At 72.4% G+C, this 21,760-nt stretch carries 19 protein-coding genes; 13 read left to right on the forward strand and 6 right to left on the reverse strand.

The annotated features are described in order from the left end of the window. The first annotated feature begins 48 nt into the window (after positions 1–48). On the forward strand, positions 49–987 hold the full coding sequence (locus K5O09_RS00690) for a siderophore-interacting protein (protein WP_222170996.1): 939 nt from the start codon (positions 49–51) through the stop codon (positions 985–987). 337 nt (positions 988–1,324) lie between these two features. Here K5O09_RS00690 and K5O09_RS00695 read toward each other — a convergent pair whose 3' ends face one another. Continuing rightward, positions 1,325–1,993 carry a hypothetical protein gene (locus K5O09_RS00695; protein WP_222170997.1) on the reverse strand — a complete coding sequence of 223 codons (669 nt, stop codon included), beginning with the start codon at positions 1,991–1,993 and terminating at the stop codon, positions 1,325–1,327. After that, on the reverse strand, positions 1,990–3,585 hold the full coding sequence (locus K5O09_RS00700) for an RNA-directed DNA polymerase (RefSeq protein ID WP_222170998.1): 1,596 nt from the start codon (positions 3,583–3,585) through the stop codon (positions 1,990–1,992). Before K5O09_RS00700 ends, K5O09_RS00695 begins: the two co-directional genes overlap by 4 nt. Before the next feature lie 175 nt (positions 3,586–3,760). Between K5O09_RS00700 and K5O09_RS19480 the strand changes: the two genes are divergently transcribed. Beyond that, a complete protein-coding gene (locus K5O09_RS19480; protein ID WP_222170999.1) occupies positions 3,761–4,042 on the forward strand; it encodes a DUF3800 domain-containing protein in 282 nt (93 codons plus the stop codon). A gap of 307 nt (positions 4,043–4,349) precedes the next feature. Here K5O09_RS19480 and K5O09_RS00710 read toward each other — a convergent pair whose 3' ends face one another. Further along, positions 4,350–5,663 (reverse strand): RNA polymerase sigma factor, encoded by a 1,314-nt coding sequence (locus K5O09_RS00710; RefSeq protein WP_255595943.1) that lies wholly within the window; start codon positions 5,661–5,663, stop codon positions 4,350–4,352. Beyond that, positions 5,636–6,058, reverse strand: coding sequence for a YciI family protein (locus K5O09_RS00715; protein WP_222171000.1), 423 nt, complete (start codon positions 6,056–6,058; stop codon positions 5,636–5,638). Before K5O09_RS00715 ends, K5O09_RS00710 begins: the two co-directional genes overlap by 28 nt. A gap of 316 nt (positions 6,059–6,374) precedes the next feature. On the opposite strand from K5O09_RS00715, the gene K5O09_RS00720 reads away from it, so the two are divergent. The 6 genes from K5O09_RS00720 (at position 6,375) to K5O09_RS00745 (ending at position 13,038) form a co-directional block, all read left to right on the forward strand. Further along, positions 6,375–6,974, forward strand: a complete 600-nt coding sequence (locus K5O09_RS00720) for an NINE protein (RefSeq protein ID WP_222171001.1) — start codon at positions 6,375–6,377, stop codon at positions 6,972–6,974. Between the two features lie 182 nt (positions 6,975–7,156). After that, entirely contained in the window at positions 7,157–8,194 is a 1,038-nt protein-coding gene (locus K5O09_RS00725; RefSeq protein ID WP_222171002.1) for a LacI family DNA-binding transcriptional regulator, read from the forward strand. 85 nt (positions 8,195–8,279) lie between these two features. Next, the gene (locus K5O09_RS00730) at positions 8,280–9,572 is read left to right on the forward strand and encodes an ABC transporter substrate-binding protein (protein ID WP_222171003.1); all 1,293 of its coding nucleotides are present in this window, start codon (positions 8,280–8,282) and stop codon (positions 9,570–9,572) included. Between the two features lie 161 nt (positions 9,573–9,733). Beyond that, positions 9,734–10,681 (forward strand): carbohydrate ABC transporter permease, encoded by a 948-nt coding sequence (locus tag K5O09_RS00735; RefSeq protein ID WP_255595944.1) that lies wholly within the window; start codon positions 9,734–9,736, stop codon positions 10,679–10,681. A 1-nt stretch (position 10,682) separates the two neighbouring features. Beyond that, positions 10,683–11,663, forward strand: a complete 981-nt coding sequence (locus K5O09_RS00740) for a carbohydrate ABC transporter permease (RefSeq protein ID WP_222171004.1) — start codon at positions 10,683–10,685, stop codon at positions 11,661–11,663. Position 11,664: 1 nt separating this feature from the next. Beyond that, positions 11,665–13,038, forward strand: a complete 1,374-nt coding sequence (locus K5O09_RS00745) for a glycoside hydrolase family 32 protein (protein ID WP_222171005.1) — start codon at positions 11,665–11,667, stop codon at positions 13,036–13,038. A 493-nt stretch (positions 13,039–13,531) separates the two neighbouring features. On the opposite strand, the gene K5O09_RS00750 is transcribed toward K5O09_RS00745, so the two are convergent. Both K5O09_RS00750 and K5O09_RS00755 read right to left on the reverse strand, forming a co-directional pair. Continuing rightward, positions 13,532–14,599, reverse strand: a complete 1,068-nt coding sequence (locus tag K5O09_RS00750) for a methyl-accepting chemotaxis protein (protein ID WP_255595945.1) — start codon at positions 14,597–14,599, stop codon at positions 13,532–13,534. Between the two features lie 241 nt (positions 14,600–14,840). After that, positions 14,841–15,842 carry a LacI family DNA-binding transcriptional regulator gene (locus K5O09_RS00755; protein WP_222171007.1) on the reverse strand — a complete coding sequence of 334 codons (1,002 nt, stop codon included), beginning with the start codon at positions 15,840–15,842 and terminating at the stop codon, positions 14,841–14,843. Between the two features lie 190 nt (positions 15,843–16,032). On the opposite strand from K5O09_RS00755, the gene K5O09_RS00760 reads away from it, so the two are divergent. From K5O09_RS00760 to K5O09_RS00780, 5 genes are all read left to right on the forward strand, one after another. After that, positions 16,033–17,298, forward strand: coding sequence for an ABC transporter substrate-binding protein (locus K5O09_RS00760; protein WP_255595946.1), 1,266 nt, complete (start codon positions 16,033–16,035; stop codon positions 17,296–17,298). 77 nt (positions 17,299–17,375) lie between these two features. Further along, the gene (locus K5O09_RS00765) at positions 17,376–18,320 is read left to right on the forward strand and encodes a carbohydrate ABC transporter permease (RefSeq protein WP_255595947.1); all 945 of its coding nucleotides are present in this window, start codon (positions 17,376–17,378) and stop codon (positions 18,318–18,320) included. Then, positions 18,317–19,237, forward strand: coding sequence for a carbohydrate ABC transporter permease (locus K5O09_RS00770; RefSeq protein WP_222171009.1), 921 nt, complete (start codon positions 18,317–18,319; stop codon positions 19,235–19,237). The genes K5O09_RS00765 and K5O09_RS00770 overlap by 4 nt, the downstream gene beginning before the upstream one ends. 38 nt (positions 19,238–19,275) lie before the next feature. Next, on the forward strand, positions 19,276–20,373 hold the full coding sequence (locus K5O09_RS00775; protein ID WP_222171010.1) for a glycoside hydrolase family 172 protein: 1,098 nt from the start codon (positions 19,276–19,278) through the stop codon (positions 20,371–20,373). 289 nt (positions 20,374–20,662) lie between these two features. Next, positions 20,663–21,691, forward strand: a complete 1,029-nt coding sequence (locus tag K5O09_RS00780) for a LacI family DNA-binding transcriptional regulator (protein WP_222171011.1) — start codon at positions 20,663–20,665, stop codon at positions 21,689–21,691. Positions 21,692–21,760: the final 69 nt, after the last annotated feature.

The raw sequence follows: 21,760 nt of genomic DNA on the forward strand, positions 1-21,760 counted from the left end.
GTCACACAGGGGGTGAGGTAAGGCTTGCCTTCGGGTTACGGTGGCGCCATGACCACGACCACCGCGCCGGCCGTCACCACGCCGTTCCGGTTCTTCGACGTGCGGGTCGCACGCGTCGTGGACCTCAGCCCGTCGTTCCGCCGCTTCACGTTCACCGGCGACGACCTCGACCAGTTCGCCGACAACGGCTACGACCAGCGCATCAAGCTGCTGCTCCCGCTGCCGTGCGGCTACGACACCGTCCCGCAGGGCGAGTCCTGGTACCTGCAGTGGCGCGACCTCCCCGAGGAGCTCCGCCACCCGATCCGCACCTACACGGCGCGCGCCGTCCGGCAGGACGCCCGCGAGCTCGACGTCGACGTCGTCCTGCACGGCGACGCCGGCCCCGCCTCCCGCTGGGCCGCGTCCGCCGGCGTCGGGGACTCCCTGGTCGTCCTCGGGCCGAACCGCGCGCACCCCGGACCGTCCGGCGGCGTCGACTTCGTCCCACCCGCCCACGCCGACCGCCTGCTCGTCGCGGGTGACGAGACCGCCGTCCCCGCCGTCGCCGGCATCCTCGAGCGCCTGCCCCGCGACGCCCGCGGCGAGGCCCTGCTCGAGGTCCCCGTCACCGGCGACGAGCTGGCCCTCGACGCCCCCGCCGGCGTCACCGTCCGCTGGCTCCCGCGCGACGGCGCCCCGCACGGCTCGCTACTGGTCCCCGCCGTCCAGGCGGCGTGCGCCCGCCTCATGCCGCACGAGGCACCCGTCCCCGACGGCCTCGACCTGGAGGACGTCGACATCGACGGCGGCATCCTCTGGGAGGTCCCCGTCGACCACGCCACCGGCGAGCCCCTGCGGCAGTCCGCCGCGCTCTACGCCTGGCTCGCCGGGGAGGCCGGGGCGATCAAGACGCTGCGCCGGCACCTCGTCGGCGGCTGCGGGGTGGACCGCAAGGCGGTGGCGTTCATGGGCTACTGGCGCGAGGGGCGCTCCGAGGGTGCGTAGCTCTGGACGGGGCCCTTGTGGCAATCGGCCGGTCGCGAGACACCGTGCCGTTGACGGGCAAGTGCGCCGGTAGTCGAACTGTGACCGGAGGTCTGGACGCGCATGTGCGCAGACACGACTGAGCGAACCGCTCGGTGCTGGTCGCTAGCCGGGTTTGGACCGACCGCGCGCGCTCACGCGAACGAGTTGCCGCCCGGAAATCCGCGGCCCTCCCCGGCCGGACGGCGCTAACTGTGCCTCGCTGGGCAGTCTAGGGGATCGCATTATCGGTGTGCTCCCTCTGGCGCTGAGGGCGCCGCTCTCTGGAGGCCACGGCGAGTAGCGCATGAGTACGATCCTAAGCGGATACCTGCATCTCAGACATCCACCCGACGACCGCGTCGAGAAGCTCGATCGCCGAGGCCCCAGCTGCGTTCTGAGCGAGGAACTCGGTCGTCACCGAACAGTGGACCCCCGATCGGGGGTTAAGCACGGTTACCCGTGGCAGAAAGTCGCCGCTGGCGTGCTTCATCGCTAGGTAAGTGAGAATCTGCCGGAAATCGGAACTCCTAAATCCACGTGTGACTGACTTCACTTCGATGAGTGTGTCATTGACTACGAGGTCTGCCGAAGCGACGTCAACAACCCCGCAACCCGGGATGATCGGTCGGAACTGAACGTTCTTGTCCACACAGAACGCGTCTATATTCCGTGCAAGGGCCCTGGCTTCGGCCTCTTGTGCAACTGAGAGGTGAGGGCGCCTGAGCTGTCTACCACCAGGCAGCTGGTTCATCGCCTGTACTACGAAGCCCAAGGGGTCGGCGTGGGCAGTGCGGCCGGTGTGCAGGCACGAGTACTCGAAGCCGAGCTCGGAGATCACCGCTGCGAGCCGCCCGCTCGAGGGCCCCGGAACGCGCTTGGCGTAGGCGCCCTCGTTGAGGTTGGCCCACCGAACGAAGTTCTCCAATAGTGGCGTCACGTCTGACCAGACGGCAGACTGGCGCGCGAACGTGCGGGCGGAGATCACAGCGGTATCTCCCATCCGGAACGGTTCACTCGGGCTGCGGCCCAGTCTCGAACCAACTTCTCCATGGGCGACATGGTCGATTTCGTCGCGGCCCGCCAATGCTGGCCCTCGTCGCCCAATCGGTACGACGCAACAATGAAGGCGCGCCGCACCCATGGGTGTGCCTGCCCTATGCGATTCTTCAGGTCGCTCAGCCAGTGCAGGGCACCCCATCGTGCCAGTGTAAGGACGATATCCCTCTGGATTCCCGGTGGTGCGGCCTCGTAGTGTCTCGCAATAGCGATCTCATTCTCGACCGTGTGGCGCGTTGCAAGGACTCTCAGCATGTACCAACGATTTAGCTCTACCTGGGCAAGATAGTGCTCGTTCGCGATCATGGTGCGAATCCGATCGTGTACGCGGTCAACCAAAGCTCCGTCAAGGCCGTCGAGCGACTCTGGGACGGCGAGGAGAGTCTGCGGCAGTACCGGTGCTAGGGCCTCGATGTTGTCCATGACTGAGAGGATCGCCGGGCCGCGCTGGTCGGGCTCGAGAAACTTCAGTGCTCGGACGAGACGTCGGGTCAACGTCGTGTGCACCTGCCCCTTTCTGAGTTCGGCCCTGAGCAGGCCAAATACATCGAACTCCCTTATTGAAGCCTTGAGTTCTTCGAACTCCTGCTCTGCGTTGGCCGAGTAGGGGTCATAGTGGATGTGAAACGCCATGAAGGCATCCGCGGAACCTGCAACCGGGTCCTCCGGGCTGAGCATGGCCAGATACTCGGCCGCCGTCATTATTCGCGTCTTGCCTTTTTGAAGCGCAAGGCCCTCATTTCGCTGTAGCTTCTCGGAGAGGGAGCCGATCACGCGATATGCATCGGGAACTGAGTCGACAAAGAATCGGTAGTCGTCAGCATATCGACAGTAGTCGCGAGTAACTTCGTCGTAACCAAGGAGCCGGTCGACACGATTCAGCACTAGTTCGGCGAGAAGCCTGGATGCAGCGCCGCCCACGGGTAGGCCGTATGAAGTGTTGTTTGAAAGGACCGAGAGGATCTTCATGATCTGCTTCGTCGCGCCTCGGTCGGGGTCGACGACGTTCAGGGCGTTCTCGAGTCGATGGTGATAGATGCGGGAGTAGAAGTCGGATATGTCAAGCGATACGACGTGCTGGCAGTTCGCCGCCCGGGCGCGAGTCTCTGCCTGGAACTTCGACCATCCGTCGTTCTCAAAGATTCGATTCGGATCAGACCGGCCGCCCGAATATCGGTAGGAGAACACCTGCCGCGCGTCGACGGTCACCCGGGCCGCCTCGATGTTATCGCCGAGGGAGATGCACAGTGACAAGAGGTATGCATTCCAGAAAGGATCGATCTGGGTGGCCCACCTAAACCCTGTGTGAGTCACGGGAGACAGTGTCGAGTATGCCTGCACTGGACTTGACGAGAGGCTGCCGCCGAAGTCTGAGCCGATGCCCTGAAGGACTCCAATCAGGCCCTCGGGATCGTCGTTGATCACGTGATTCTCGAAGGGGAACGGAAATATGTCTGTGTCCCCGAAGTGTGCGATGGACCTTGCGGCCAGTCTGATATGGTCGGCTCCAACGGGAGACATGTACAACTCCTTGTTCGACGCTCTCAGGAGCCTTTATAGCGCATCTGGAGCTATGAGGGTGTCGGATTGAGTAGGAGGGCCGTGTAGGCAGGACAAGGGCCGTGTCTCGGGATGGCGGTCGACGGCTGCTGGACTCATCGGGCCCAACGAGGGAACTACCTCGAACTCGCACCGGGTGAGATGCACAACCCCCGCCTGTCACGGCACTGGCTTCTGTCAGTTCCCGGTCGGCGACACCCCCGGGTACCGCAGTACGACGCTGTACCGGCTGATCGACACGATCCACTTCGCGCCCTCGGAGCACTCGCGGCTCCTGCAAGCCGCCGACCTCGTGACGTTCCTGCACCGGCGGAGGTGCACCCACGCAGAAGCGGATCCGCGTGCGCAGCGGGCCAACGACGAGATCTGGGGCAGAGTCGCCCCCGCCATCGTGCACGAGCTGTGCTGGGAGCCGTAGCAGCACGAGAGCCCCGCACCACGGGGTGCGGGGCTCAAGGCGATGCGGGAGGCTGTGGAGCGTCCTGCAGCACCGATGCTACACGCGCGCACCGACAGCCTGGCCGGTGCGTCGCACGGAGCCGGATGCGGCGCAGGCGTCCGGGACACACTCCCTCGTGGTCACCGTTGGAGGCTCCCACCGTGATCGGAGAGGTCCGCGCGGGATCGGAGGTGCCCGCGGAGACCTCCCAGCCCGCGTCCCTTCCTCCGATGACTGGTCGGAGCCTCCGAAGGGGGAACCGGCGGGGTCAGCGGGAGGAGCGCGGTCAGGCGTCCCGGAGGTCCGCCGCCTTGCGTTCCAGGACCGCGCGTTCGCGGGCGTTGCCGCACAGGGTCGCCGCGCGCAGGAGCTCCGCCCGGGCCTCGTCGGTGCGGCCGAGGCGGGCGAGCAGCTCGCCGCGGACGCTCGGCACCAGGTACGTCCCGCGCAGGGCGCCGGCGTCGGCGAGGGCGTCGACCAGGGGCAGCGCGGCCGCGGGGCCGGACGCCTGGGAGACCGCGACGGCCCGGTTGAGGTCGACGACCGGCGACGGGGCGACCCGCGCGAGCGCCCCGTACAGCTCGACGATGCGCGCCCAGTCGGTGCCGGGCACGGAGGGCGCGAGGTCGTGCTGCTCGGCGATCGCGGCCTGGAGCCCGTACGGCCCGAGTCCCCGGCCGGCGGCGCGGGCGCGGGCGAGGGCGGCACGGCCGCGGCGGATCGCGGACCGGTCCCAGCGGCGGCGGTCCTGGTCGGCGAGCAGCACGGGCTCGCCGTCGGGGCCGGTCCGGGCGGGGAAGCGGGCGGCGGTGAGCTCCAGCAGGGCGAGCAGGCCCTGCGCCTCCGGCTCGTCGGGCACCAGCCGCACGAGGACGCGCGCGAGCCGGACGGCCTCGTGCGCGAGGTCCAGGCGGATCCAGGAGTCTCCGGTGGACGCCGACGACCCCTCGGTGAACAGGACGTAGACGACGTTCAGCACGGACCCGAGGCGCTCGGCCCGCTCCGCCGCGGGCGGGACCTCGAACCGCACGCCCGCGGCGGCGAGGGTCTTCTTGGCGCGGGTGATGCGCGCCTGGACGGTCGGCACGGGGACGAGCAGCGCCGCCGCGACCTGCTCGCTGGTGAGCCCGCCGACCACGCGCAGCGTGAGCGCCAGCCGGGCCTCGCGCGGCAGCACGGGGTGGCAGGCGACGAACAGCAGCGCGAGACGGTCGTCGTCGATCCGGTCGGGGTCCCACAGCACGTCGGGGTCGTCCGGGAGGGCGGGTGCGGCCCCCGCGTGCGCGCCGCCCTCGGGCAGCTCCCGCCCCAGGGCCGCGTACCGGGCGTCCCGGCCGGACCGGCGCCGGAACGCGTCGACGGCCCGCAGTCGGCCGACGTGCAGCAGCCACGCGACGGGGTCGCGGGGGACGCCGTCGCGCGGCCACGCGACGAGAGCCTCCGCCAGCGCCTCGGACGCCACGTCCTCGGCCAGCGGGAAGTCGCCGGTGTACCGGGCGAGCGCGCCGACGATCCGCGCGGACTCGATCCGCCAGACCGCCTCGACGGCGCGCCGCCCGGTGTCGGCGGCGCTCAGTTCGTCCCGAGCTGCTCCCGCCACACGGCCTCCTTCTGGATCCACTCGTCGTCCTGCGGGAAGTCCTCGGGGCCGTTGACGCGGCGGACCTCGATCTTGTTGCCCGCGCCGTGCAGCGGGGCGCGCTTGGCCCACTCGACGGCGTCGTCGCGGGTGGGCACGTCGAGGATCCAGAAGCCGTTGAAGAGCTCCTTCGTCTCGCCGTAGGGGCCGTCGGTGACGACGGGGGTCTCGGCGGAGAAGTCGACGACCGCGCCCTCGTCCGCGTCGCTGAGCCCCTCGCCGCCGACGAGCACGCCGGCCTGCATCATCGACTCGTTGTACCGGCCCATCGCGGCGATGACCTCCCGGACGTCCAGCTCCCGGAAGGCCGCGACGCCCTCGTCGGTGCCCCGCATGATCAGCATGTACTTGGCCATCGTCGTCTCCCTCGGTGTCGGTGGCCCGCCTCCCGCGGACCCTCTCACCTCCCAGGTCGAACGGGAAGGCCCCGGATCGACACCCGCCGGCGAGGAATCCGTGCGCGCCGCCCGGGGGTGCGCGGGGCCAGGATCCGCGGCGCGGTGCCGGGAACCCGGTGCGCGCGCGGGAGCTCGAGGGGCTGCTCGCCGAGGAGCAGGTCCGCCTGGTGATCCGCCCGGACGTGGTGAGCCTCTACGCGTTCTGACCGCCGGCGCCCACGACGGCCCGGGAATCCCGTCCGCGGGCGGCGCGCGTCGCGCTAGTGTCCGGCGCATGACGGACGAGCAGCAGCCCCCGCAGCAGGCCGAGGGCGCACAGCCCGTGGGCGACCCGTACCCGGCGTCGCAGGACCAGCCGCCGTACCCGGGACCCGAGGCGTACCCGGGGCAGCAGCCGTACCCGGGGCAGGACCCGTACGCCGCGCAGGACCCGTACGCCGCGCAGGACCCGTACGCCGCGCAGGACCCGTACGCCGCGCAGGACCCCTACGCCGCGCAGCAGCCGTACCCGGGCGCCGTGCAGGCGTACGCCGCCGCGTACCCGCCGCCCGTGGCGCCGCTGTACGCGAGCCCGACCGCGCCGTACGGGGTGGACCCCGCGACCGGGCTGCCGTGGTCGGACAAGAGCCGCTCCACCGCGGGCCTGCTCCAGCTGCTGCTGCCGCTGGTCGGCGTGTGCGGCGTGGGTCGGCTCTACGCGGGGCAGACGGCGATCGGCCTGATGCAGCTGCTGGGCTTCTTCCTCGGCGGGCTGCTCATGGTGGTGCTGATCGGGTTCGTCATCGCCCCGGCCGTGTGGCTGTGGGCCGTCGTCGACGGGATCGTCCTGCTGGCCTCCGGCGGCCGCGACCAGTACGGACGCCCGCTGCGCTGACGCCCGGCCGACGCGGCGCCGACGCCGCACCCACGCGGCCCTGAACCGTCCCCGGCCCCGCGCCGACGCCGCGCGCGGGGCCGGGGGTTGACACCGACCCGCCCCGTGGTTCATCGTTTTGGCACTCGGCTGACAAAACGGTTTGGCAGCCACGGACACGACGAAGTGGCGGTGAGCGGCCCGTGGCAGCACGCGTGAGCATCCGGGACGTCGCCGCCCGCGCCGGGGTGTCCGCGACGACGGTCTCGCACGTGCTCAACCGCACGCCCGGCACCCGCACGTCGGCCGGCACGCAGGAGCGCGTCCGCCGCGCCGCCGAGGAGCTCGGCTACTCCGCCAACGCCGTCGCGCGCACGCTGCGCACCCGGCGGTCCGACTCCGTGGGCTTCGTCGGCGACGAGATCGCGACCACCCCGTACGCCGGGGAGCTCATCGCCGGGGCGCAGGAGGTCATCCGCGCGCACGACGGCGTCCTGCTGGTGACGAACACCGAGTACGACCCCGAGCTCGAGGCCCGCGAGGTCCGCGAGCTGCTGGACCGGGAGGTCGACGGAGTGCTGTACGCCGCGATGTACCACCGGGTGGTCCAGGTGCCGGAGGGTCTCGCGGACGTGCCGGTCGTGGTGCTCAACGCGGAGGCCGCCGGGAGCACGCACTCGTGGGTCACGCCGGACGAGGTCGCCGGCGGCCGGGACGCCGCCGCGGTGCTGCTCGACGCCGGGCACCGCCGGCTGGCCATGATCAACGACGCCGACGACATCCCCGCCTCGCACGGGCGGCCCGCGGGTTTCCGCGCCGCGTGCGCCGAGGCCGGCCGCCCCGCGCAGGACGTGGTCGTCGTCCCCAGCGAGCCGACCACCGAGGCCGCGCGGCGCACCGCGACCGCGCTGCTCGCCGGCCCCGACCGCCCCACCGGGCTGTTCTGCTTCAACGACCGCATGGCGATGGGCGCGTACCTCGCGGCGCACGCCCTCGGGCTGCGCGTCGGCGTGGACGTGTCGGTCGTCGGGTTCGACGACATGCGGATCCTCACCGAGGCGATCGACCCGCCGCTGACCTCCGTCGCCCTCCCGCACCGGGAGATGGGCGCGTGGGCGGCGCAGCAGCTGTACCAGCAGATCTCCGCGCGTGACGAGGGCCACGAGCCCGAGGTGCGCACGGTCCGGCTCCGGGGTCCGGTCGTGCACCGGGCCTCCGTCGGAACGCCGCCCCGGGAATGAGCCCGGGGCGGCGCCCCAGCGACGCGTTGCAGCGCGTCGCGGCACACCAGATGAACGACCATCCAGTGATCCGGAGGACCATTCCGTGTCTCGTCACACCGTCCGGCGCCTCGCAGCCGCCAGCGTAGCCGCCTGCTCCCTCGTCGCCCTGACCGCCTGCTCCTCCGGCTCGTCCGGCGGCAGCGACGGCCCCACGACGATCGCCCTGTGGACCCACAACGGCGGCAACGACGCCGAGCTCGCCGTGAACCAGCAGATCGTCGACGACTTCAACGCGAGCCAGTCCGACTACCGCGTGGAGCTCGAGGCGTTCCCGCAGGCGTCCTACAACGACGCCGTCGTGGCTGCCGCGTCGGCCCGGAAGCTGCCGTGCGTGCTCGACATCGACGCGCCCAACGTCCCGAACTGGGCGTGGGCCGGCTACATCCAGCCGCTCGGGCTGCCCGACGACGAGTTCGACGGCCAGCTGCCCAGCACGATCGGCGAGGTCGACGGGGACGTGTACGCGTTCGGCCACTACGACGTCGCGCTGGCGTTCTTCACGCGGACGTCGGCGCTCGAGGCGGTCGGCGCCCGCGTGCCCACCCCCGAGGACCCGTGGACGCGCGACGAGCTGGAGACCGTGCTCGACGACCTCCAGGCGACGGGGCAGTACGACTACCCGCTGGACCTCGGCACCGGGGGCACCGGCGAGTGGATCACCTACGCGTACTCGCCGTTCCTGCAGTCCGCCGGCGGCGACCTCGTCGACCGGGACGGCTACACGACGGCCGACGGCGTGCTGAACGGCGACGCCGCGCTCGACTGGGCGGGCTGGATGCAGGGCCTCGTCGCGGACGGCCACATCGCCGCCCGCTCCGGCGAGGACGCCACGGCCGACTTCGTCAACGGGAAGTCCGCGATCCTCTACAGCGGCTCGTGGGCGTACGACACGGTCACCGACGCGTTCGGCGAGGACGCGGTCGTCATCCCGCCGGTCGACCTGGGCGAGGGCCCCACCATCGGCGGCGGCTCGTGGCAGTGGGCGATGAGCGCGCAGTGCGAGGACGTCGACGGCGCGCGCGCCTACCTCGAGTTCAGCCACCAGGCCGAGTACGTGCAGGCGCTCGCGGAGGCGACGGGCACCATCCCCGCCACCGACGAGGCGGCCGCGGCGATGACGGACTACGCCGCCGGCGGCGCCAAGGAGGTGTTCCGGACGTTCTCGCAGGACTACGCGGTGGTGCGGCCCGTGACGCCCGCGTACCCGTACATCACGTCGGTGTTCCAGAAGGCGACGCAGGACATCCTGTCCGGCGGCGACCCGGCGACGATCCTCGACAAGGCCGTCTCCGACATCGACAACGACATCGCGCAGAACGGCGACTACGCCTTCTGACGCCCCGCGGCCGGCGCCCGTCGCCCGGCACCCCGTCGTCCCGGACCGCCGGGGCGCCGGCCGCACCCCGTCGTCCCGCACCGTCCGCGCCCGCGTCCCCGGATGCCCCGACCCCGCGCCCGGCCTCCGCGCCGCCGCGGCCCACCCCGAAAGGTCCCGCCATGGCCCTCGCCACCGGAGCCGCGCGCCTCCGACCGCGGTCCACCGCGCGCCGCCCGTCCCGCGGCGGCGTGCGCACCAGCCGCGGGCACGAGGCGCGCACCGCAGCCTGGATGGTGGCGCCCGCCGCCACCCTGCTGGTGGTGTTCCTCGTCGTCCCCGTGGTGCTCGCGTTCGTCCTCGCGTTCACCAACGCCCGCCTGATCTCCCCGCGGCCCGCGTCGTTCGTCGGGCTGCACAACTTCACGACCCTCTGGGGCGACCCGGTGTTCTGGGCCTCGCTGCGCAACACCGTGGTGTTCGCCGCGGTGGTGGTGCCCGTGCAGGCCGGACTGGCCCTGGTGCTCGCGCTGCTGGTCAACGCGAAGGTCCGCGGCACGAACATCTTCCGGACGCTGTACTTCGTGCCCGTCGTGACGTCGATGGTCGTGGTGTCGCTGCTGTGGCGGTTCCTGTACCAGGAGGACGGGCTGCTCAACGCGATGATCGCGGTGGTCCACCCGTCGTACCAGCCGATCGACTGGCTCAACGACACGCGCACCGCGCTGCCCGCGATCATCCTCATGTCCATCTGGCAGGCCGTCGGCTTCCACATGATCATCTGGCTGTCCGGCCTGCAGACCATCCCCGGCGAGCTCTACGAGGCCGGTGACCTGGACGGCGCCACGGGCTGGAAGCGGTTCCGGTACATCACGTGGCCGTGCCTCGCGGCGACCCGGACGTTCATCCTCATCACCATCACGATCGCCGCGCTGAGCCTGTTCACGCAGATCAACGTGATGACCCAGGGCGGGCCGCTGGACTCCACGACGACGGTCGTCTACATGGCCGTGCGCACCGGCTACCAGCAGCTCGCGACGGGCTACGCCTCCGCGATCTCCCTCGTCTTCTTCGTGCTGGTGCTCGTCGTGTCGGGCGTCCAGCGCTTCCTCACCCGGGACAAGGACTGACATGGCCACCGTCACGCCCCCGCACGCCGGCCCGTCGCCGTCGCCCACCGCCGACGACCGCGCAGCGACCGCCCCGCACGCAGCGCCGACCGCCCGCACGGGCCGGCAGGCCGGCCGCCGCCGCGCCGCCTGGCTCACGCAGACCGGGCGGGTGCTGCTCGGCCTGGTGTTCGTCGGGCCGCTGCTGTTCCTGTTCGTGTCGTCGCTGAAGCCCGACCTGCAGATCTTCAAGGACCTCGGGTCGTGGCGGGCGTTCCTGCCCGTCGGGGACATCTCCCTGGACAACTACACGGCGGTGTTCGACCGGGTGCCGTTCGCCCGGTTGCTGCTCAACTCGATCGGCATCTCCGCGGTCACCGTGGCGCTCGGGCTCGTCATCAACTCCCTCGCGGCGTTCGGGCTGGCCCGGCTGCGGTGGCGCGGCAAGCAGCTCGTGCTGACGGCGATCATCGCGACGCTGATCGTGCCGTTCGAGACCCTGGCGCTGCCGCTGGTGTGGTGGGTGAACAAGCTGCCGAACCTGCGTGCGGAGGGCTTCCACCTGGAGCTGACCCAGGGGTGGCTCGACACCTACCAGGTGCAGGTGGTCCCGTTCCTCGCCAACGCGTTCTCGATCTACCTCTTCTACCAGTACTTCACGTCCATCCCGACGGAGCTCGACGAGGCGGCGCGGATGGACGGCGCCGGGTGGTTCCGCATCTACCGCCGCGTGGTGATGCCCCTGTCCGGTCCTGCCATCGCGACCGTCGCGATCCTGACGTTCCTGCCCGCCTGGAACTCCTACCTGTGGCCCCTGATGGTCGTGCAGTCCGAGGAGCTGCGTCCCGTGATGATCGGCATCCAGTACTTCTTCCAGCTCAACGTGTCGTGGGGCCAGATCATGGCGTACGCGTCGATGATCACCCTGCCGGTCCTGGCGCTGTTCCTGGCGTTCCAGAAGGCGTTCATCGGGTCCATCGCGTCCTCGGGGGTGAAGGGCTGACATGACTCTTCCCGCATCCTCCGGCGCCACCGTCGCCGACGCGCCGCCCGCCCCGACCCCGCACCTGCGCCCCGCGTGGCACTTCACGACCGCCGACCGGTGGCTCAACGACCCGAACGGTCTGGTCCACGCCGACGGCGTCTACCACCTGTTCTTCCAGACCAACCCGCACGGCACGACGTGGGGTGACATCTCCTGGGGCCACGCGACGTCGACGGACCTCGTGCACTGGACCGAGCACCCGACCGCGATCCCCGCGCGGGACGGCGAGCTGGTGTTCTCCGGCTCCGCGGTGGTCGACCACGACGGCACCGCGGGCTTCGGCCCGGGCGCGCTGGTCGCCGTGTGGACCGCGGCCCGGCCGGGCAACCAGTCGCAGGCGCTCGCCTGGTCGGCGGACGGCGGGCGGACGTTCACCCGGTTCGACGGCAACCCGGTGCTCGACATCGGGTCGGCGGAGTTCCGCGACCCGTACGTGCTGCGGTACGGCGCCCACTGGGTCATGGCCGTGGTGGAGGCCGACCGGCAGCGCGTCGCGCTCTACACCTCGCCCGACCTGCGGGGCTGGACGTTCGCCTCGCACGTCGGTCCTGTCGGCGCGGTCGGCGGCGTCTGGGAGTGCCCGGCGCTGCTCGAGGTCCCGGTCGCGGACGGCGCGCCCGGCGAGCGGGCCTGGGTGCTGCTGCTGTCGCTCAACCCCGGGGGGCCGACCGGCGGCTCCGGCATGCAGTACCTGGTCGGCGACTTCGACGGGACGACGTTCACGCCGGCGCCCCTGCGGGACGGCGAGCCGCGGTGGCTCGACCACGGCCACGACTACTACGCCGCGGTGGCATGGAGCGACGCGCCGGACCGCCGGGCGCTGACCATCGGGTGGGCCTCGTCGTGGCAGTACGCCGCGCAGGTCCCGACGGCGCCGTGGCGGTCGGCGATGTCGCTGGCCCGCGAGCTCCGGCTGGTGCGCGGCGCGGACGGCGCGCTCGTGCTGGCGCAGCGCCCGGTGCTGCCCGCCGGTGCGCCGGTGCACGCCGTCGGTCCCGGGCCCGGCGCGGTCGCGCTGGACGGGCCGGCGGTGGTCGACGTGGTGCTGCCGCGCGGCGCCCGCCTGGCGGTGCGGGACGAGACCGGGGCCGCGGTCCTGACGGTCGCGTCCGACGCCGAGGGTCTCGTCGTGACGCGGCCGGCGCCGGCCGCCGGGCTCGACCCGCACTTCACCGTCCCGGCCGTGGCGCCGCTGCCCGGTGACGACCCGGTCGCGCTGCGCGCGGTGGTGGACGGCGGCGTCGTGGAGGTGTTCACCACCGACGGGCTCGTCACGTTCTGCGAGCTGGTGCTGCCGGGGGCACCGCTCGCGGAGGTCGTGGTCGAGCACTGACGGGGTCCCCGGGCCGGTCACCGGGCGCCCTGCCGCCGCCGGACCGTGCCGGGGCCGCGACGAGGGCCGCCCCGGCGACGACGGCGGCGGACGCGAGGAACGTCGCGCGGTAGCCCCACCCGTCGACGAGCGCACCGGCGAGCGCCGAGCCGGCGCCCTGGCCGAGCACGAGGACGACGAAGAGCATCGACGTCCCGCGCGGCGTGGATCGCCGTCGGCGGCGGAGGTGCGGCGGTCATCGGCACCGCCCGCCTGCTCACCGCCGCCGGACCGCGCACCGCGTGGGGGGTCACGGTGCTCGCGGTCGCCGCCGCCACGGCCGGGTTCGCCCTCGTCCCGGGCGCGACAGCACCGGCCCTCGCCGCCGCCGCGGTGTTCGGCTGGGGCTACACCGAGCCCGCTCGGCCGCCGTCGAGGTTGCAGCAGATGCGGGGTTCCGGCCCGCGAAGCCCGCAGCTACGGCAATCTCGACGGTTCCGCGCCCGTGCGGGGCTCAGGCCTGGAACAGCTCCTCGAGCCGGGTGGCGCGGCCGGCGACGAAGTCCGCCGAGGACCGCAGCCCGTCGACCGCGCGCGCCGTGGCCGCGGCGGCCTCCGCGACGGTGCCGACGTCCCGGCTCATCCCGTCGGCCACCGCCGACTGCTCCTGGACGGCGGCGGCGATGCCGGCCTGCCGCTCCCGGACGTCCTCGATCTGCGTGACGATCTCGCCGATCGCCTGGGTGGCGTGCGCGGTCGTCTCGGTGATCGCGTCGACCATGCCGGTGATCTCGTCGGTGGCCTCGTGGGTGCGGTCGGCGAGGGACTTCACCTCCCCGGCCACCACCGCGAAGCCGCGGCCCGACTCGCCGGCGCGTGCGGCCTCGATGGTGGCGTTGAGCGCCAGCAGGTGGGTCTGCTCGGCGATGGAGGTGATGAGGCGGCTCACCGTGCCGATCCGCTCGACCACCTCGGTGAGCGCCGCGAGCCGATCGCTGGCGGTGGACGCGGACTCGACCGCCCGGGCCGTCCCGGCGGACGCGGCGGTCGAGCCCGACGCGATCTCGTGGATGCTCGCGGACATCTGCTCCGACGCGGCGGCCGCCGACGCGGCGCGGTCGGACACCCCGTCGGCGTCGTCGGCGAGGCGCTGGGCGAGCGCGGTCAGCGTCGACGCCGACCCGGTGAGCTCGTCGGCGACCTCGACGGTGGTGCGCTGCTGCACGTGCTGGGCGGTGACGTCGTCCCAGACCCCGACGAACCCCTCGGGCAGGCGGTCGAGGACGACGCGCAGCTCCACGGAACCCGACCCGACGGGCACCGAGGTGATGGTGGTGACGGGGAGCTGCCGGCAGTCGCGGATGGTCTCGGCGAGCCGGACGCGCAGCGCCTCCATGACGTGCTTGCCGTGCTGCGCGACGATCCGCTGCGCGAGCGCGTCACCGGCGCGGTTGCGCTGCACGATCGTGCCACCGGCGTCGGCGACGATCAGCGGCGCCGGCAGGGCGTCGAGCACGGCCTGCGCGCCGATCCGGGCGACGAGGGGGGCGACGCCGTCGGCGGCGGCCTGACGACGGGACACGCGCATGACCTTCTCCTCTGCGAGCGGGGTTCCTGCTGCATCGACCGCAGCCGGGGTGCGCTGACGGGTTCGCGCCGGTCGGGCGGCGGAACGGGACCTCCGTCCTGCTGCACCCGGGTGGTCGGCGCCCGCGTCCGGGTGGACGGGCCCGGCGGGCGGGTGAACGGCGGGCCCGGCGCCGGCCGGCCGGGGAAGGACCTCCGGGGCCGGGCGCGGTCCGGACGGGCCGCTGCGGCGCGCGTCAGGGCGCGGGGATCTCGCCCGAGCCGCGGGGGATCAGGGTCGTGCGCAGCCGCACGCCCTCGAGCACGGCGTCCGGCCGGGCGAGCTGGTCCAGCAGCAGGCGTGCGGCGCTGCGCCCGACCGCCACGGGGTCCTGCGCGACGACGGTCAGCCCTGGTTCGACGAGGTCGGCGAGCTCGACGTCGTCGAACCCGACCAGGGCGACGCGGTGCTGGACGCCGGCGCGGTGCAGGGCGCGGACGGCGCCGACCGTGGTGCCGTCGCGGCCGGTGACGACCGCGGTCGGGGGGTCGGGCAGGGCGAGCAGCTCGAGCACGGCGGCGGCAGCAGCCTCCGGGGTCTCGACGTCGGTGCGCACGATCGCGGGGTCGGCCTCGAGGCCGTGCTCCCGCAGCCCGTCGAGGAACCCGGCGTGCCGCTCGCGCATGGTGGCGGACCGCAGGTCGGTGACGTACGCGATGCGCCGGTGCCCGTGGCCCACGAGGTGGGACACGGCCTGGTGCGTGCCCCCGCGGCCGTCGGACAGCACGGCGGGGGCGGCGATCCCGTCCGCGGGCCGGTCGACGAGCACGACGGGGATGCCCTGGCGGCGTGCGACCGCGAGGTACGACTGGTCGCCGGGCGGCGGGGCGACGACCAGGCCGTCGACCTGCCGGGACCGGAGCTCCTGCACCAGGTCGGCCATCCGCTGCGGGTCCTCGTCGGTGCTGGCGGCGAGCACGAGCGACCCGCGCTCCCGCACGGCGTCCTCGATCTCGCGGTGGAGCTGGGCCTGGAACGGGTTGGCGACGTTCTCGATGACCAGGCCGACGGTCCACGTGGGGCCGCCGCGGCGCCGGAGGGTCGAGGCCGCGTGGTTGCGGGTGTAGCCGAGCGCGGCGACCGCCTGCTGGACCCGCGCGGCCGCCTCGGCTCCGACGTTGCCGGTGCCGTTCACGACACGCGACGCCGTCATGGGGCTCACGCCGGCCAGGCGTGCCACGTCCTTGATCGTCGTCACCGGTGCGCTCCCTCGCTGGTCGGAGGTCACGTTACCAAACCGCAACGTGCCGTGGGCGATGCTGCTGCTAGACGCCTTGAAGATGGCGAGGTAGCGTTACCACCGCTGCAACCCGGGTCACGGCGGGCGGTGGCACGGCACACAGTCAGCGACGACGTGGGAGGAAGCTGTGACACGAACGAGGCTCCGGGTGGCCGGCGCAGCCGTGGCGGTCCTGGCGGGCGGCGCGCTCGCCGCCTGCGGCGGGGGATCGGGCGGCGACGACTCGACCTTCACGATCCTGCAGTACGAGACGACGTCCACCGCGCAGTACAAGGGGTGGCAGCTCGCGCTCGAGATGTTCCGGGAGGCGCACCCCGACGTCGACGTCGAGTTCGCCTCCACGAGCTTCGACTCGATCCGCTCCAACGCGAAGATCCTGCTCACCGGGGACGACGTGCCCGACGTGATGCAGTTCAACACCGGCAACGCCGACGGTGGGCAGCTCGCCGCCCAGGGTCTGCTGGACCCGCTCACCGACGTGGTCGAGGAGAACGGCTGGGACGACACCATCACGGGGTCCGTCGCGGCGCTCGCGAAGTACGACGAGAACGGCCACGCCGGCTCCGGCGACTGGTACGGCGTGCCGAACATCGCGTCGTTCTTCACCTTCTACTACAACGCGGACCTGCTGGCGGAGCACGGGTTCGACGCCCCGCCGCAGACCATGGCCGAGCTCGAGGGCATGTTCGACGCGTTCCTCGAGGACGGTGTCACGCCCGTCTCGAGCAACGCCGGCGAGCACGCCGTGCTCCAGACCTGGTGGCAGCTCATCTCGGGCGACGCCGACCGGCAGGAGATCGACGACTTCATCTTCCTGCAGGGCGAGCCCGACGTGACGTCCGGCGCGTTCGCGTCCGGCACCGAGCGGCTCCAGGAGTGGATCGACAAGGGCTACCTGGGCACCCAGCTCGCGGGCATCAAGGCCGACGAGATGGAGCGGGCGTTCATCGCCGGCGAGTTCCCCTTCATGGCCAACGGCACCTGGTCGTTCTCCCGGGTCGCCGAGGAGGCCGACTTCGAGTGGGGCACGTTCACGTTCCCGGAGGCGGCTCTCAACGCCGGCGCGTCCGGCCACCTGTGGGGCGTCCCGGCGAGCTCGACGCACAAGGACCTCGCGTACGACTGGATCGCCACGACCCTGTCCCCCGAGGTGCAGAACGAGATCGCCGCGCAGGGCGGCATCCCCGTCGCCGGTGACACCGCCGCGATCGAGGACCCCCGCATGCGGGACATGAACGAGCAGTTCGACGCCATCAAGGCCGAGGACGCCCTGTCGTTCTACCCGGACTACCCGGTGCCCGGCCTGCTCGACTTCCAGATGAGCGGCCTGCAGGGCATGACGAACGGGTCGACGGACGCCGCGGGCTTCCTGGCCGGGCTCCAGGACTTCTACGACTCCGGCAAGGACTCCTGACCCGCCCGCGCCACCCCAGGCGCACGGCCCGGGCCGGCACCCCCGCCGGCCCGGGCCCCCCACTCCGGGAGACACGCATGACAGCCACCACCCCGCCGCGCGCGCGGCCCCGCCCCGCACCGGCGCACCGGCCGCGGCGACCCGTCAGCTACTGGGCCTACCTGCTGCCGATGGGCGTCGGGTTCGGCCTGATCGTCCTCGTCCCGTTCGCGGTGAACGTCTGGTACAGCTTCTTCAGCTGGAAGGGTGGCGCGGCGCCCCGCACCTGGGTCGGGCTCGAGAACTACCGCGAGCTGCTGCAGGACGACGTGTTCTGGCGCTCGTTCGGCAACACCCTGTACCTCATCGGCGCCGTCGCCGTCGTGCCCACCGTGATCGGCCTGGTGCTCGCGGCGCTGCTGTTCGACCACATCGGCCGCAGCTTCGGGGCTCGGGCGGCGTCCGTGCTGCGGGCCGCCTACTACCTGCCGCAGATCCTGCCCATCGCCGTGGCCGGCGTGCTGTGGAGCTGGATCCTCGAGACCCGCGACGGCGCGCTCAACTCGGTGCTGCGCTCGCTGGGCGTCACGACGCTCCCGGACTGGCTCGGGGACCCCGGCATCGCGCTGTGGTCGATCATGCTCATGCTGGTCTGGCTGCAGATCGGCTACCCGGTGGTCGTGCTGATGTCGGCGCTGCAGCGCGTCGACCCCGAGCTGTACGAGGCGGCGGAGCTCGACGGCGCCGGCTGGTGGCGCCGGTTCCGCGCGATCACCGTGCCGCACATCCGCACGGACATCTACGTGGTGGTGCTCACCGCCACGATCGGCGCGATGAAGCTGTTCGCCCCCGTGCTCATCCTCACCAAGGGCGGCCCGGAGAGCTCGACCTACGTGCCGTCGTTCTTCTCCTACCGGAACTTCTTCGAGCTGTCCCGCGTCGGCTACGGCGCCGCGTCCGCGACGGTGCTGGCCGTGGTGATCGGCCTCGTCGCGGGGGGCCTCATCTTCTGGCAGGCGCGATCCGTGGAGGCCGACCGATGACGACGACCACCGCCGCCGCCCCGGTGCGCCGGCCCGACCCCGCCCAGCGCCGGAACGGGCGCCGCCGCCGGTCCCGCGACCGCCGGCTGTCCGTCGCCCTGCTCGGGCAGCGCTGGCTGGTGCTGCTGCTCGCCGTGGTCGTCGGCGTCGGGATGCTGCTGCCGTTCTACCTGCTGGTCACGAACGCGTTCAAGAGCGGCGCGGACTACTCGCGCCGCGGCCCCCTGGCGCTGCCGGCGGAGTGGACGCTGTCGGCGTTCGAGCGGTACCTGTCGAGCGTCGACTACCCGCAGCTGCTCGCGAACTCGGTGCTCATCGCGGGCGTGGTGGCGGTCGGCGGGGTCGTCCTCGCCATGCTGAGCGCGTACGCCCTGGGCATCGGGCGGGTGCGCGGCCGGACGTGGGTGGTGTTCGTCCTGCTGCTCGCGACGATCCTGCCGCAGGAGGCCCTGATCTACCCGCTGTTCTCGGGCGCGCAGGCGGTCGGGCTGCAGAACTCGGTGTGGTCGGTGGTCATCATCTTCGTGGTGCTCCAGGCGGCCTTCGGCACGTACCTGCTGAGCTCGGTGCTCGGCACGTTCCCGCACGAGATGCTCGAGGCCGCCCGCGTCGACGGCGCCAACCGCTGGGTGCTGCTGACCCGCATCGTCACGCCGATCATGCGGCCCACGATGTCGGTGCTGCTGGTGTTCTTCTTCGTCTGGACGTGGAACGAGTTCTTCATCCCGATGATCATGCTCATCACGCCGAAGGCGCAGACCATCCCGATCGCGCTGGCCGCCCTCAAGGGCCAGAACACCCTCGACGTCACCCAGCTCGCGGCGGCGTCGCTGCTGTCGCTGCTGCCGACCCTCGTCTTCTTCTTCCTGTTCCAGCGGACCCTCACCCGCGGCGTGACCGCCGGGGCCGTGAAGTGACCGCGCCCGTCCCGACCCCGATCCCCAGGAGCTCCACCGTGCCGCTCGCCACGCCCGCCTACGCCGTCCTCGACGGGACCCGGACCCGCTCGCTGAGCGCCGAGAACCCCACGGGCGCCGCCGGTGCCGGCGGGTCGGCCGCGTCGGCGCTCGGCCCGGGGCGCAAGGGCCGGCCGTGCGTGCCGGTGCCGGCCGGCGAGGCGCTGACCATCGCGGACATCGAGGGGCCCGGCGTCATCCGCCACCTGTGGTTCACGCTGCCGCGCGACACGGAGGCCGGGCCGTACGTGCTGCGGGACCTCGTGCTCCGCATGACGTGGGACGACGCGGAGGAGCCGGCGGTCGAGGTGCCGTTCGGGGACTTCTTCTGCAGCGGGTTCGCCACCGCGTCCGTCATGACGTCCGAGGCCGTGGTCGTCGCGCCGAACGGCGGGTTCAACTGCTACCTCCCGATGCCCTTCCGGCGGCGGGCGCGCATCGAGCTCGTCAACCAGCACGCCGGGGACATCCCCTACGTGTTCTACGAGGTGTCGTACTCGCTGGACGACGACCTGGGCGACGACGTCGGCTACCTGCACGCCGCGTGGCGCCGCTCCGACCCCGCCGCGCCGCGGGGCACCGACCACGTCGTGCTCGACGGGGTGACCGGCCGCGGCGCGTACGTCGGCACCTACATCGGCGTCACCGCCCTGGAGCGGTTCTGGTGGGGCGAGGGCGAGATGAAGTTCTTCGTCGACGACGACACCGACCTGCCGACCATCTGCGGCACCGGCGTCGAGGACTACGTCGGCGGCGCGTGGGCGTTCCAGGACCACCTCGGCGCGGTCCCCGTGCCGCGCGCGCAGACCTTCAGCTCGGCGTACCTCGGCTACCACCAGCGGATCGTCGAGGACGGCACGGCGCACTCGCCGTACGACACGACGATGCCGCCGAGCCACGGCATGTACCGCTGGCACCTGCCCGACCCGATCCGGTTCGCGACCGGGCTGCGCGTCACGCTGCAGCAGATCGGCGACCGCGGCGGCCGCCTGTTCGAGCGGGCGGACGACGTCTGCACGACGGCGTACTGGTACCAGGACACGCCGGGCGGCGCCCGCGAGCCGCTGCCGCCGGCACCGCTGCGCGAGCCGCGCTGAGGCACGGCGGTCACCGACCCGCGCCGGACGCGGCGCGGCGCGTGCCCGGGGTCCCCCGTGACGGGCCCCGGGCACGCGTGTGCCCGGGGCGTCCGGACGTCCCCCGTGGCCGTGCGACGGGCCGCCTGTCGGGGACCGTGCCGGCTCGCGATGTAACATCCGTGCCGGACCTGCTGGGTCGACCCGCTGGTCACGGGGGCACGAGTGGCGACGACGACGGTCGCCCGGACGAACAGGGGTACGTGTGCCGAAGGGCGCAGGACGAGACCGCACCGGACGTTCCGTCGGGGTGCGGGACGTCGCGGCGCGCGCGGGGGTGTCCCTGGGCACGGTCTCGAACGTGCTGAACAACCCGGACCGCGTGGGCGCCGACATCCGCGAGCGGGTCGAGCAGACCATGCGCGAGCTCGACTTCGTGCCCTCCCGCGCTGCGGGACAGCTGCGCAGCCGGCGGTCGGAGCTCATCGGCGTCGTCGTGCCGGACGTGGGCAACCCGTTCTGGGCGGCGGTGCTGCGCGGCGTCGAGGAGGGCGTGGAAGCAGCAGGCCTGACCATGGTCGTGGCGTCGACGCACCAGGACCCGGACCGGCAGCGGCACGTGCTCCTCGGTCTGGAGAGCCAGGGCGTCGACGGGCTGGTGATCGCCCCGATCGTCGACCGCGCGTCGGACTGGGCGGCGTTCGAGCGGCGGCGGTTCGGCGTCGTCACCCTGGAGCGTCAGGGGCAGGGCTCGGGCGGGGCCTGGGTGAGCCTCGACAACGTGCGAGGTGCGAGGCTGGCGATGGCGCACCTCATCGCCGGCGGCCACCGCCGTATCGCGCTGGTCAACGGACCGGCCTCCGTGTCGTGGTGCGCGGAGCGCCGGGAGGGAGCGGCCCAGGCGCTGCGTGACGTCGGCCTGGAGCCGGAGGACGTGCTCGTCGACGTCGAGGTGCGTGACCTGACCGTGGCCGAGGGGGCCGCGGCCGTCGCCCCGCTGCTCGACGAGGGGCTCGTCACCGCGGTGATGTGCGTGAACGACATGCTCGCGCTCGGTGCGCTGCTCGCCATGCAGGAGCGTGGCATCCGCGTGCCGGGGGACGTCGCCCTCGTCGGGTACGACGACGCCGACTTCGCGCCCGCGCTGAACCCTCCGCTCACCACCGTGCGGCAGCCGTCCTACGCCATGGGCCTGGCAGCAGCGGGCCTCCTGCTGCGCGCCGGGGAGAGGACCCCGGGGGAGCACGTCGAGTTCGAGGCGAACCTCGTGGTGCGCGCCTCGAGCGGTCCAGCCGACGGGGGTCGTCGCGTCGGCGCGGGTGCCGTCACCGAACCGTGACCTGCCGGGATTGACACCGGCGCCCGGCACCGTGCAGAGTGTGAACCGGTTCATGATGAACCGGTTCAT

It is taken from the genome of Cellulomonas sp. C5510 (assembly GCF_019797765.1).
In the GTDB taxonomy this organism is placed as follows: Bacteria; Actinomycetota; Actinomycetes; order Actinomycetales; family Cellulomonadaceae; genus Cellulomonas.

Coding starts and splice junctions, on each gene's coding strand:
- K5O09_RS00690 (WP_222170996.1), top strand. CDS start 49: ATGACCACGACCACCGCGCCGGCCGTCACCACGCCGTTCCGGTTCTTC.
- K5O09_RS00770 (WP_222171009.1), top strand. CDS start 18,317: ATGACGACGACCACCGCCGCCGCCCCGGTGCGCCGGCCCGACCCCGCC.
- K5O09_RS00765 (WP_255595947.1), top strand. CDS start 17,376: ATGACAGCCACCACCCCGCCGCGCGCGCGGCCCCGCCCCGCACCGGCG.
- K5O09_RS00720 (WP_222171001.1), top strand. CDS start 6,375: ATGACGGACGAGCAGCAGCCCCCGCAGCAGGCCGAGGGCGCACAGCCC.
- K5O09_RS00700 (WP_222170998.1), bottom strand. CDS start 3,585: ATGTCTCCCGTTGGAGCCGACCATATCAGACTGGCCGCAAGGTCCATC.
- K5O09_RS00715 (WP_222171000.1), bottom strand. CDS start 6,058: ATGGCCAAGTACATGCTGATCATGCGGGGCACCGACGAGGGCGTCGCG.
- K5O09_RS00745 (WP_222171005.1), top strand. CDS start 11,665: ATGACTCTTCCCGCATCCTCCGGCGCCACCGTCGCCGACGCGCCGCCC.
- K5O09_RS00740 (WP_222171004.1), top strand. CDS start 10,683: ATGGCCACCGTCACGCCCCCGCACGCCGGCCCGTCGCCGTCGCCCACC.
- K5O09_RS00735 (WP_255595944.1), top strand. CDS start 9,734: ATGGCCCTCGCCACCGGAGCCGCGCGCCTCCGACCGCGGTCCACCGCG.